10 protein-coding genes and 2 pseudogenes are annotated in these 11,912 nt (G+C 39.0%); 2 read left to right on the top strand and 10 right to left on the bottom strand.

Annotated elements, in window-relative coordinates:
* The 6 genes and pseudogenes from AB5618_RS19195 to AB5618_RS19170 all read right to left on the bottom strand — a co-directional run.
* A pseudogene (locus AB5618_RS19195) lies at positions 1 to 308 on the bottom strand (hypothetical protein); the annotation flags it as partial.
* Positions 309 to 758: 450 nt separating this feature from the next.
* Positions 759 to 899: a hypothetical protein gene (locus AB5618_RS19190; RefSeq protein WP_173717377.1), complete on the bottom strand. Its 141-nt coding sequence runs from the start codon at positions 897 to 899 to the stop codon at positions 759 to 761.
* 621 nt (positions 900 to 1,520) lie between these two features.
* The gene (locus AB5618_RS19185; protein ID WP_173717389.1) at positions 1,521 to 2,249 is read right to left on the bottom strand and encodes a site-specific integrase; all 729 of its coding nucleotides are present in this window, start codon (positions 2,247 to 2,249) and stop codon (positions 1,521 to 1,523) included.
* 201 nt (positions 2,250 to 2,450) lie between these two features.
* Positions 2,451 to 2,681 (bottom strand): hypothetical protein, encoded by a 231-nt coding sequence (locus tag AB5618_RS19180; RefSeq protein WP_330382810.1) that lies wholly within the window; start codon positions 2,679 to 2,681, stop codon positions 2,451 to 2,453.
* Between the two features lie 310 nt (positions 2,682 to 2,991).
* Positions 2,992 to 3,123: a hypothetical protein gene (locus tag AB5618_RS19175; protein WP_255610632.1), complete on the bottom strand. Its 132-nt coding sequence runs from the start codon at positions 3,121 to 3,123 to the stop codon at positions 2,992 to 2,994.
* Between the two features lie 39 nt (positions 3,124 to 3,162).
* The gene (locus AB5618_RS19170) at positions 3,163 to 6,228 is read right to left on the bottom strand and encodes a glycoside hydrolase family 2 TIM barrel-domain containing protein (RefSeq protein WP_368366989.1); all 3,066 of its coding nucleotides are present in this window, start codon (positions 6,226 to 6,228) and stop codon (positions 3,163 to 3,165) included.
* Between the two features lie 218 nt (positions 6,229 to 6,446).
* Between AB5618_RS19170 and AB5618_RS19165 the strand changes: the two genes are divergently transcribed.
* Positions 6,447 to 7,337 carry an AraC family transcriptional regulator gene (locus AB5618_RS19165; protein WP_148463279.1) on the top strand — a complete coding sequence of 297 codons (891 nt, stop codon included), beginning with the start codon at positions 6,447 to 6,449 and terminating at the stop codon, positions 7,335 to 7,337.
* A gap of 69 nt (positions 7,338 to 7,406) precedes the next feature.
* On the opposite strand, the gene AB5618_RS19160 is transcribed toward AB5618_RS19165, so the two are convergent.
* A complete protein-coding gene (locus tag AB5618_RS19160; protein ID WP_319017832.1) occupies positions 7,407 to 7,556 on the bottom strand; it encodes a DUF6783 domain-containing protein in 150 nt (49 codons plus the stop codon).
* Here AB5618_RS19160 and AB5618_RS19155 point away from each other — a divergent pair.
* Positions 7,494 to 7,727: pseudogene (locus AB5618_RS19155) on the top strand (DUF6783 domain-containing protein); the annotation flags it as partial. The gene AB5618_RS19160 and the pseudogene AB5618_RS19155 overlap by 63 nt on opposite strands.
* Here AB5618_RS19155 and AB5618_RS19150 read toward each other — a convergent pair.
* From AB5618_RS19150 to galE, 3 genes are all read right to left on the bottom strand, one after another.
* Positions 7,615 to 9,048, bottom strand: coding sequence for an alpha-L-fucosidase (locus AB5618_RS19150; RefSeq protein WP_148463277.1), 1,434 nt, complete (start codon positions 9,046 to 9,048; stop codon positions 7,615 to 7,617). The pseudogene AB5618_RS19155 and the gene AB5618_RS19150 overlap by 113 nt on opposite strands.
* Before the next feature lie 60 nt (positions 9,049 to 9,108).
* Positions 9,109 to 10,479: an MFS transporter gene (locus AB5618_RS19145; RefSeq protein WP_148463276.1), complete on the bottom strand. Its 1,371-nt coding sequence runs from the start codon at positions 10,477 to 10,479 to the stop codon at positions 9,109 to 9,111.
* 244 nt (positions 10,480 to 10,723) lie between these two features.
* A complete protein-coding gene (gene galE / locus AB5618_RS19140) occupies positions 10,724 to 11,740 on the bottom strand; it encodes a UDP-glucose 4-epimerase GalE (RefSeq protein ID WP_148463275.1) in 1,017 nt (338 codons plus the stop codon).
* Between the last annotated feature and the right edge of the window lie 172 nt (positions 11,741 to 11,912).

The following is an 11,912-nucleotide window of genomic DNA, read 5'->3' as shown; positions in this document are numbered from 1 at the left end:
GGGGAAGCTCCTTCATTATCCTGCTGGATTTCCACATCAAATTGTTTGCCTGTGGAATCCCTGGCAACGCAGTCCATTACTGCGGAGCGTCCCTGCAAATTTTTATAATCTTTTTGGATTATCTGATCAATCACGTGTAAATCTTGTTTCTCCATAATGACCTGCAAAACATATTCCAGACATTCTCTTTTCTTGAACACGTTTCGCATAAATATATCACTCATGAGTGTAAAATTCTTAATAATGCCTTTGTATTTTTCGTAGCGTGACTCTAAATCACTGTTCAATAGGGTGTTTTCATCAGCCATTTACAGCAATCACCTCCTGGCATTTTCGATTGATGAATGTGAAAGTACTTTTATCTGATTCTATCTTAACATTAATGGAATTCCTTTACAAGATACTTTTTATGATGAGTGAACAGGTGCAATAGAAAATACCAGCAATAGCCGTCTGGAAAGCGAACTGCAACCATAAGAAGTATTATTAGATAACTGACAGATTGCATAAAAACCTGTTTTTTACAAAAATATCAAATTTTGTCATATAAAAGGGCATGATCCGAAAGTATGAAACAGAAAATTGATTGCAAAAGGTGGTCAAAAATGGCCTTTTGTCAAAGGCTTATTTTGTGTTATTGAATCCCTTTTAAGCTTAAATAACACGAACTAACACAAAATAATACAGATAAAAAGGTAGGAAATAACGGCAAATAGCACTAAGTGATTTTAAAAGGGAGTAGGTAAAAAAATCGTGTCTTAGACATCCGGGAAGCAAAATGCGACCCGGGTGGTCACCTCTTTTTTATCCTTCATTATGGAGTTGACTTCACCGCCAATGTAGCGGGCTGCTTTGTCAACACTAAGTAATATTTCGTCACTAAGTGCTAATTTTCTCATAGTTTTCCTTTCGTATTTTTGTATATATCTTACAATAAAGACGGCAGAGTTTGCAAAACATAGATTGCTGCCATAGAATATCTGTCTGATTTAGAGCTTGTTGATAATCTGTAAAAACAAGCCCTATTTTTTAGCTCATTATGGGGCTAAAAAGTGGGTTTGGTCACTTTTTTAGTGAGAAACAGCTTCCTTATTTAGAAAATTGCAAAACTATTTCCCATATAATGATAGTAATGACCGTTAACAGTATCTTTTATTATATAACAGGAGGTAAGGGAAGCGCAAGCTTTGTTTGCAAAATCGGCTTGAATATAGAATCATGTTGGAAATATTATAGAAAAAGAGTTTTTTTTTATATTGCGATAGGATCAGAAGCCAACCTTGGTCACTTAATATGGAAGAAATTCAAGTGTTTTTAGCTCGGGCATACAATTATAAAGCAGTTTGGTCACAAAAATAGGGAAAGCCCTATTGAAAAACAGAGATTTTTTTGCCTGACATGGAAAGAAAAACAGTTTTGGTCACTCGATTTGTGTGTTGTATCTGCCTGCATCGGGGACTGATGACCTTTGCTGGTAATAAAATACGGCATAGCCGGGTAAGCTGACTATGCCAATATTTTCAAAAGTATGTTGTTCCTGTAAGATTCATAAGATCGTGCTTATCAATGGGAATCTCGCAGGCACCAAAGTTCATGGAAGTCTCATACCCTAAAAAATCTTCTAATTCGTCTATCTCTATGTCTGTTAAACGTATCTTTAGAAAGCTTCTCCATGGAAATGCAGGAAAAGAGCATTTGGACAGGATACGTTCATAAGGTTTCTTGATAAAATTCTCCTGCTGTTGTCTCCCACTCTGGCTCCAGATCAGATATCGGAATGGATTAAATTTCGCATCCTGTTCTTGTAGTGCATTTAGACGCTTTTCCTGATTTTTGATCTCGTTCATTATAATATCTGGCAGGTATACCGTTTTGGTATTTTCCATGGACAGTACGATGTTGGAACGGGGACCGTTGTAGTCTTTGTGAGTCCTCGGCAGATCAAGGCAATGATTATCAAGGTCGATATCATCAAAATGAATACGGACAATCTCTGCAATCTGCAGGCCGGCAGTGGCGGACAGGAGCATGGGAAGATAAAGCGTTGGGGCATTCCATTTGGAAATCTTCAGTAGCTGCAAAAGCTGCTGGAAAGAATAAGCTTCGGAAGTATCGTAAGAAACACTATCGTCCCAAATTCTCAGCCCACGGGATCTTATGGCATTGGCAGCAGCCGTACCATTGTCCTGTCCTGCACAGTATAATTCCATGGCATTCCGAAAGAAACTGGATACTGCATCACACAACATAGAATATTCTTCCATCGGAAAGTTTTGGGTATCAGGGATCTCGGTCTCTTTCAGGATCTTTATCAGTTCGTCTGTGGTTACATCATTTATGCGTTTATCGCCCAGGACGGGAATAATGTATTTTTTGTTTGGTGATATTTTGTCTGCACGGTCTTTCCGATATCATGAATCGGTGCCAAATGAGATACTGACACAATTTCTTCATCTGTAATCCTGTTTATGGGATGTAAGGTCAAGAGAGCTGTCTTTGGGGGCTGGATCCGGTATCTGACAGGTTTTTTTGCGGAGACGGGTAACTGCATTGTAAAAACAGCTGGGAGATATCCCATGCTCATTACACCATGCAGCATCTGTCAGGCCACTTTGTCTGCATTCGGTTATCAGTTCCATCAATTCGTCCAGGGAACGCCCTGGAGCACGTTTCTTACTCATAATGAAACCTCCAAATGTAGTAAATTTCTATCTCCTATCAAGCGGAGTGTAGTAAAAATCTATTTACTATCATTATGAGTTTAAAAACGTAGACAGTAAAGCTACCCAAGATCTAAGCGCTTACGGATATCGTGCTCAGATGAGCCGGAATTTGCACTCCAATTCATACTCTGTTGTTACAGAATTTTTTATGGATAAATTTTTACAGCAACTATCTGGTCAATATTTTATATGCAGCATACTTTTTTAGTTTGTAATACACAAATCCCCGGCATCTGTCATAATGATCGAATGCCAGGGATTATTAAAGTCAGCCTTTTACAGCACCCACCATAATTCCTTTTGAGAAATACTTCTGCATGAATGGATATAGCGCGAAGATTGGCAGAGAAGCAAGTACAGTAATAGTCATTCGGATTCCCTTCTGGGAAATGGCTGCCATAGCCTGCTCCGTTTAAGCTGGCAGCTTCTTTATTCTGTATTATTTAATTATCATTTTAATTTCAAAATTGAACTGTTCTGCATCAAGGCGGTACTGTTCTGACAACTCAGGCCCGCAACTGTTAGAACCAATTCCGTTTTGGACATAATCCAGGCACACGACCGTACTTCCACAAGGCTGTAATTCATAGCTATGTCTTTTGGTTGTCAGTTCCTCTTGAGTATATGGGGATACGTTAAAGGAAAATGTCCTTTCTCCTGCAGCTGCAAAAGTATTTTCCTGTCCTTTTAAGATAAGGTAGTCACAGTCGGTATGACTTCCATTTTCCTGTGGACGCAGGTAATCTTCATGCATTTCAAGTACATTAGCATCATATTTTCCATGACTGCCGGCTCTTCTCTTATCTACGTAACTTTCCTCAGGTCCTATTCCGTAATATTCTACGTTGTCAAAATCTCTGTTAAGGAATAAACGGATTCCAAATCTCGGAAGCATTGGAAATTCCAAATCCCTCTTTACATCCATTTTTACCTGGATTGCGCCATCCGAAGTAATAATCCATTCTGACTTCACATCAAGAATTTTTTGTACGGTAGGTGCAGAAACACTTAACGTTCCTAAGATGTGTAGTTTCCCATTTTTGGTAATGCAGGAAGTTTCATATGCTCTTGCATAGCTCTGGTCATAATGAGCATTCATCCATTCTAATTTGATTTTCCGGTCGTTGTCAGTTGGTGCTCTCCAGATATTTAATTCCATAGGACGAGTCAGAAGTCCTTTTCCCTTTACAGTAATGCTTTCAAATAATCCTGTCAGTCGGTTGAAGCGATAAGTATTTTCCTGCCCTACATGAATTGTAAAGTATCTGTCACACTCTTCCACAGTAAAGCTATTATCAGTAACCATTTCAGCAAGAAGTTCAATGGCTTTCTGATTTCTTCCATCTATGTTCTTTAAAAGGATTTCATCAAATCCAAGAGACTCATCCGAATGTAAAATCTGAGTATTATTTTTCAAACAATAAGATACTTTTAGGTAACATTTTCCACTATCTGGTATTGAAACAGGAAGTTTGATTGTTTTTTCTTCATGAGCTGGTATACTTTCATCTAATTCAATTTGTCCTACACAGTCAACTTCTCCGTCAACGCTCACCTCATATATAAGATAAATATAATCTTTAAGATCAACATAATTCATATAGTTATGAAGAACCATATCTCCAGTTTCCTGATCATAGTGAAGAACCCTTGCCGGTCTATATATATTTTTGTATTCTTTTAACCCGGTATGTGGTGTTCTGTCAGGATAAACCAGTCCATCCATACAGAAGTTTCCATCGTGAATTTCTTCGCTATGATCTCCTCCATAATAATAGATTCCCTTGCCATTTTCAGCCTGGCCTTTGTAAATAGCATGATCACACCACTCCCATACGAAACCTCCACAAAGACTGTCGTACTTCTGGATCAATTCAAAGTAATCCTCCAGGTCTCCAGGTCCATTTCCCATGGCGTGGCAATATTCTACCAGAAGAAGAGGTTTATCCGGATTCTTTTCCATGTATTCATCAATCTCAGAAAAAGCTGGGTACATTCTTCCAACTACATCAATATTGGAATAGTCATACTCACGGTCTGTACTCTGATAGAATGCACTCTCATAAGTCGTAAGACGGGTTGGGTCAAATTCTTTGGTCCATTTTAGGGATTCCTCAAAGGTACATCCATATCCACATTCATTACCCATAGACCACATTACAATACATGGGCGGTTTTTTTCTCTTTCCACACAAAGTCTGGTACGATCCATGGTTGCAGGAATGAAATCCGGGTTATTTGCAATTCTTTTATTCCACTGCTCAACTACATTTTCCCACTCTGAATTTTTCAAGTACTGTGTCTGGGTTCCATGGCTCTCATTATCAGCTTCTGCGATCACAAATAAGCCATACTCATCACAAAGCTGATAGAAATAAGGAGAATTCGGGTAATGGCTGCTTCGGACTGCATTAAAGTTGTGCTGTTTCATCATGATCAGATCTTTTTTTATCTGCTCCATATTTACTGCGGAACCGGTTATCGGATCGGAGTCATGACGGTTTACACCTTTAAATTTTGCTTTTACACCATTAATATAGATTACGCTTCCCTCACAGTGGATTTCACGGATACCGATACGGTCTATGATCACCTCATTCTCGGAAAGGAAAAGCACCTGATACAGATATGGCTGTTCCGGATTCCAGAGTACAGGGTTTGTGATATCTAATACCGCTTTGTAAGCAAAATTTTCATCGTCACATTTCTTAAATGTACCTGTAGCCACCGTATTTCCCTCATGATTCCGGATTACAATTTTAGTATTTTCTGCTGCATTGCTCTCCCCAAGAAAATTCGCACGAATTTCAATTTCTGCACCATTTTCCCCTATAGATGTAGTGGTAAAATAATCATACAGTACACTTTCTGGTCGCTTTAACAGATATACATCACGGAAAATTCCTGTCATACGGAATTTGTCCTGGTCTTCTAAATAAGTTCCATCACACCATTTCAGGACAAGTACCGCTAAAGTGTTTGTTCCTTCTTTCAGATGATCGGTCACGTCAAATTCACTGGTTGCATGAGCCACCTGGCTGTAGCCTACATAGACACCATTGATCCATACATAGAAGCAGGAATCTACACCCTCAAAATTCAAGTATGCTTTTGGTGCTTTGGAATCTTTCTTATATTCAAACTGGTGTACGTACGCTCCGCAAGGATTCTCCTGTGGTACATATGGCGGATCAAGCGGAATTGGGTAACGGACATTGGTATACTGATGGCTGTCATAGCCATAGTTCTGCCAGATTCCCGGAACTGGAATTTCGTCGAAGCCCTTAGTGTCATAACCTGCTTCGTAAAATTTTTCCTGAAGATCATAAATGCTCTTATAAAACTGGAATTTCCAGTTTCCATTTAAAAGCTCCATACGGTCAGATTTCTCTCTGTCATGTACAAGAGATCCCATATCCTTTGATGCAGGCATGTAGTATGCTCGATGGGGCATGGTGTTTTCATGTAACACATTCAGATTTTCGTAGTGTTTTGGTACGATCATATTTGCTCCTCCAATATTATATATTTTTCTGTTTTAACATCTGATATGATTATACCTGTTTTTTAAAAAAATTACATAAACTCTGTTCGACAAAACATGCACAAAATGATATAATTTAACAAGTAAAGACACAAAAATATACACTTTTTTATTAATTTTGAAATATGTACAATCTGTTCCGATAAAAATCGTGCATATTTACAAGGAGGTAATTTATATTGTACACAAACTCCGCTTACTGGCACCAGACACGCTTGGATTTTAAAGATAAAAAACATCCTATTTTTATAGGGAGCTGCGGTACTTACCGTCTGTACACAATAAAGAAGCTGCCAACGCACCGGCCGCGAGGTCGGCTTGATTACCAGCTTCTTTACGTTGCTTCTGGAAAAGCACATTTCTATTTTGATGGAAAAGAGGAAATTGTTTCTGCTGGAAACATGGTTTTGTACCGTCCAAAAGAAGAACAGCGCTACTACTATTATGGTGCCGACCACCCGGAAGTGTACTGGGTTCATTTTACTGGGAATAACGTCAAAAATATCCTCCGCAAATACGGCATTGCAGATGGCGTTCATGTGATTTATTCCGGAGTCTCCATGGAATACAAGCATCTGTACATGAACATGATTGAAGAACTGCAGCTGCGGAAAGAAGACTATGAAGAGCTTCTTGTGTATTACTTTATGCAGCTTTTAATCCTTCTTCACCGCCAGATTCTTGTAAAACCTCACAAGAAGAATCCAATGATCATGGATGACATGGCGCAGGCAGTTGATTATTTCCGAATGCATTACAATAAACAGATTAATATTGAAAAATATGCAGCTTCGAAAAATATTAGTGTTAGCTGGTTTATCCAGAACTTCAAACAATATACGAATACAACACCCGCCCAGTACATACAGAACCTGCGTCTTTCAAATGCGAAATCTCTGTTGGAAACCACAAACTACAATGTTACAGAAATTTCCAATCTGGTTGGATATGAAAATCCATTATATTTCAGCCGCTTTTTCCGGAAACAGTTTGGCGCTTCGCCGTCACAGTTTCGGAAACAACTGCGGCAAAATGAAGAGAATCAGATGACTGAACCAGAAAAGAAATGATCTGTATACGAAAGCCCAGGTTCAAAAACTGCCTGGGCTTTTAATTGATTTATTTTTATTACTAATATTCTACATACGCTCTCCCCTAGAGCGTGTTTGAAAAATCATTCCCGCAATCTGCACGCCCCACTTTGCGGTATATTTTGCCCGAATTCGGTTGCCGTAGCCCGCTACGGCGCCCTCATCCGGACAAAATCTCCCACAAATTGTGACGCACATCTTGCAGAAAGCCTTTTTCAAACACGCTCTAGTCATATGTACTTCTTATTCTTCTATTTTAATATACTCCCACAAATGCCATCGCAGGTGCAACTCTGGAATCTTCAATTACGATTGCCAGACTATCTGTATGGATTCCCTTCAAATCGACGATTCTCTTATATCCGATAGTTGTTCCTTCATAGCATTTTTTTATGCTGCCGTTTTCTTCATAGCAGACATTAAATGCCTCAACTCTCTGGCTAAGGGGAATTGCTTCTTTCAGAACAAGATAATGTAGTTTTTTTCTTTCAATCCATTTGATCTTGATAACCAGTTTATTGGTTCCAGCCTCATTCAGGAAATAAGTTTCATAATCATCGGTTCTAAGAACTTCTGGGGACATCTCCCGACAGTCAAGTGGTGGAATGGTTGTAATACCAGCTTCTTCCACTAAATTATTGGAAAAGCTTTCTTTGATAAAGTCACCTAACTGCTTCAGGTTCTGAATATCCGTTGGATGGATCTTTCCGTTTTTCATCGGAGGGATGTTTAACAGAAGTGTAGTATTTCCACCAACTGATTTTAAGTAAATATCCTTCAGATTCTCAAAAGAACGTACTTTATCATCCTCTTCTTCGTGATAGAACCAGCCCGGTCTGATGGAGACATCTGTCTCAGCCGGATACCAGGCAAGTCGTTCTTCCTTCGCAAGACGTTCCCTGCTTCCCAGATCAGACTGTGTTTCATCCAATGGTCTTTCACGGAACTCTTCATTATCCTCCTGCTGGCTTAACTCTGAAGTCAGAGCCGGATCTTTCATATCTGCTGCTACCACGCTCCATTCACTTGGGCGTACCTCACCAGCTTCATTTCCACACCAACGGATATCAGGACCAGAAATAGAGATCACAGCATTTGGCTGCAGCTTGCGAACTACCTGGTAGTATCTTTGCCAGTCATATTTCTGTACCTTTCCATTTGCGCCTTCCCCACAGGCACCATCCAACCATACTACAAAAATATCACCATACTCTGTCAGAAGCTCTGTAAGCTGATTCACATAATAGTCATCATACTCTTTTCCTTTTCCATAGGATTCATTGTTTCTGTCCCAAGGAGAAAGATAAACACCAAACTTCAGGCCATATTCTCTGCAAGCCTCCATTGTTTCTCTTACAATATCACCCTTTCCATTTTTATATGGAGAGTTTTTGATACTGTGTTTGGTGTATTTTGATGGCCACAGGCAGAATCCGTCGTGATGTTTGCAAGTGAGGATCAGTCCCTTCATACCGCCCTCTGCGGCTGTTTTCGCCCACTGTTTTGCATCCAGCTCTGTCGGATTAAAAATAGATTCCGGCTCTGTTCCATCGCCCCATTCTCTTCCGGTAAAGGTATTTACTGTAAAATGAATGAAACAGAAAAATTCCATGCTTTCATATGCAATCTGTCTTGCGGTCGGTACTGCTTCAATTAATCTTTTGTCTTCTTTTAAGCCGCTATAGTTCATGATCATCCTCTAGACATTTTTATTGTTACATCCCATTGCTATATTTCGTTATCTTAATGCTTATTTTGTTTCCAGCATTTTACTGTTCTTTAATTCTTCATTTGCCTTTTCTACATTCATCTGTGACATAATAAAAGTAATGATTACACAAATCACAACTGGAATCCACAGATACATAGTATGAAGCATGCTAAGGCAGGAATCCGGCTGTACAGCAAGTGAACTGTTAAAGTGGCTGAATTCCAGAAGCCAGCCTGTAATCGCAGTTCCAAGTCCTCCTCCAAGTTTCACACCAAGGGAAGTACAGGAATACATGGTTCCGTCTACACGTTTATGCTTTGTCAGATAAGTATACTCTGAACAGTTAGCAATCACCGCATTCATATCACCCTGCCATGGTCCCATACCAAATGCAGCAACGGCTGTAAAGGCAATCATAAGCGGTACGCTTCCCATATAAGCAGCAACTACTACAAGGGCACGTCCAATGGTTCCAATGGTATATCCAACCAGATTCAGCTTATATAACCCTTTCCATTTTGCTACTAAAGATGGTGTAATAACCAGTGCAATGATTAACGGGATATTGATTGCCCAGGAAAATACCGGGAACAGATCCTCGTTTTTCAATACATACATCATGTAATAAATACCCATACTGAGCATTGCGGAATAAATCTGCTGCAGAATGTAGGTTACGCAGATCATAATATAAAATCTGTTGGAAAATAACAGTTTTGCAGCTTCAATAAGACTATATTTTTCATCTACTGCGCTTGATGCATCTTCGTTTAAGACTTCTTCTGGAAGCTCTTTTACAGATAATGCAGAAACTGTATTTATAATAAGTCCAATGATGGCATAAATGATTGCTACAATTCTCCATCCAGCAGCTCCCCCTCCCATAATCTCAACAAACTTGATAGTAACAGACTGGATCAAAAGACTGGTAGAAAATGCAAAGATAAAACGGTAAGATCCCATTTCTACACGTTCTTTGCTGTTTTTGGTAATCAGAGCTGTAAGAGCTGAATATGCAATGTTATTTGCTGTATAGAACACTGCATTTAACAGGGAATATGCAATAAAGAACCATGCATACTGCGCTGTCTGTCCAAGACTTTCCGGAATTGCAAATACACCGATCAAAGTAACTGCACAGCCGATATAACCATACAGCATCCAGGGTTTTGCTTTTCCCATTTTTGTTTTTGTCTTATCAATCATAGAGCCGAAGAAAATATCGGTCACTCCATCAAACAGTTTTGATACTGCAATCAATGTTCCTACAATACCCGGGTTCAATCCAACAGTATTGGTCAGATAGAGCATTACGAAGGTGGAAAGGAATGCATATACCACATTTCCAGCCACATCTCCGGAACCGTATCCGACTTTGTTGTACCATTTCAAATATCTTTTTTCTTCCATGTTTTCCTTCTCTTTCTCCTGTTTTTTCAGGTTTATTTTCGTACTTCCTTAATCCGAATATGATTATATCTTTATCTTTCCCAAAATTACATAAACAACATTTAACAAAACATGCACAAAATTGTAGAATTTTAAAAAATAGAACATTTCAGGATAAAAAATGCGTTCATTTATAACATAAGGTCAATTATTCAAAAAAATAAGAGGGCTGCATCTTACAGCTCTCTTATTTTAAATATACATCCTATTCTTCATATCCCTGCGGATTATTAGACTGCCATCTCCAGGAATCTTCACACATCTCACGGATACCGTTTTCTGCTTTCCAGCCAAGCTCTTTTTCTGCCTTAGATGCATCACAATAACAAGTTGCAATATCTCCGGCTCGGCGAGGTTTGATCACATATGGAATTTTCACACCAGTTGCAGCTTCAAAATTCTTTACAATATCAAGAACACTATAGCCCTTTCCGGTTCCCAGATTGTAAATCGCAAGCCCAGGATTTTCCTCGATTTTCTTAAGCGCTTTTACATGCCCCTTTGCCAGATCCACAACATGAATATAGTCTCTTACACCAGTTCCATCCGGAGTATCATAATCATTTCCAAATACACCAAGTTCCTTCAGCTTACCAACTGCTACCTGTGTAATATATGGCATAAGGTTATTGGGAATGCCATTTGGGTTCTCTCCAATTGTTCCACTCTTATGTGCGCCAATTGGATTAAAGTAACGAAGAAGCATAACATTCCATTCTGGATCTGCTTTCTGGATATCGGTAAGCACCTGTTCCAGCATGGATTTTGTCCAGCCATACGGATTCGTACACTGTCCCTTTGGGCATTCTTCTGTAATCGGAATCTGTGCCGGATCTCCATATACAGTTGCTGAGGAAGAGAAAATAATATTTTTCACATTATGTTTTCTCATTACATCAACCAGGGTTAAAGTGCCTGCTATGTTATTTTCATAATACTCCCAGGGCTTAACCACAGATTCTCCAACTGCCTTCAAACCTGCAAAATGGATGCAGGACTCAATAGTTTCCTTGTCAAAAATATTATTTAAAGCATCTCTGTCCAGAATATCTGCCTTATAAAACTTCACTGGTTTTCCTGTGATTTTTGATACTCTGTCCAGTGCTTTTTCACTTGCATTGCTTAAATTGTCCAGTACCACAACATCATATCCTGCATTCTGAAGCTCCACTACCGTGTGGCTTCCAATATAACCAGCACCACCTGTAACTAAAATTGCCATAATGATTCCTCCTGAACGGTTTTTCTTTTATTATAGTCTGATTTTTGTAAAAACATATGGACAAAGTTTTAGAAAATATGGAGAAAATGCCACGATTAAATAATAATACTTAAGAAAAAGAGCTGACCTGTAATGATCAGCCCTTTCCCATTATACGAACTCAACCAATAAA

The organism is Ruminococcus sp. J1101004sp1_RTP21198st1_B9_RTP21198_201120 (genome assembly GCF_040924245.1).
Classification (GTDB): Bacteria; Bacillota; Clostridia; order Lachnospirales; family Lachnospiraceae; genus Blautia_A; species Blautia_A faecis.
The sequence above is the reverse complement of the archived record's forward strand: the minus strand, read 5'-3'. Positions and strand labels throughout refer to the sequence as shown.

Coding starts and splice junctions, on each gene's coding strand:
- AB5618_RS19185 (WP_173717389.1), bottom strand. CDS start 2,249: ATGTTGTGTGATGCAGTATCCAGTTTCTTTCGGAATGCCATGGAATTA.
- AB5618_RS19160 (WP_319017832.1), bottom strand. CDS start 7,556: ATGTGCGTCACAATTTGTGGGAGATTTTGTCCGGATGAGGGCGCCGTA.
- AB5618_RS19145 (WP_148463276.1), bottom strand. CDS start 10,479: ATGGAAGAAAAAAGATATTTGAAATGGTACAACAAAGTCGGATACGGT.
- galE (WP_148463275.1), bottom strand. CDS start 11,740: ATGGCAATTTTAGTTACAGGTGGTGCTGGTTATATTGGAAGCCACACG.
- AB5618_RS19180 (WP_330382810.1), bottom strand. CDS start 2,681: ATGAGTAAGAAACGTGCTCCAGGGCGTTCCCTGGACGAATTGATGGAA.
- AB5618_RS19150 (WP_148463277.1), bottom strand. CDS start 9,048: ATGAACTATAGCGGCTTAAAAGAAGACAAAAGATTAATTGAAGCAGTA.
- AB5618_RS19190 (WP_173717377.1), bottom strand. CDS start 899: ATGAGAAAATTAGCACTTAGTGACGAAATATTACTTAGTGTTGACAAA.
- AB5618_RS19175 (WP_255610632.1), bottom strand. CDS start 3,123: ATGGCAGCCATTTCCCAGAAGGGAATCCGAATGACTATTACTGTACTT.
- AB5618_RS19170 (WP_368366989.1), bottom strand. CDS start 6,228: ATGATCGTACCAAAACACTACGAAAATCTGAATGTGTTACATGAAAAC.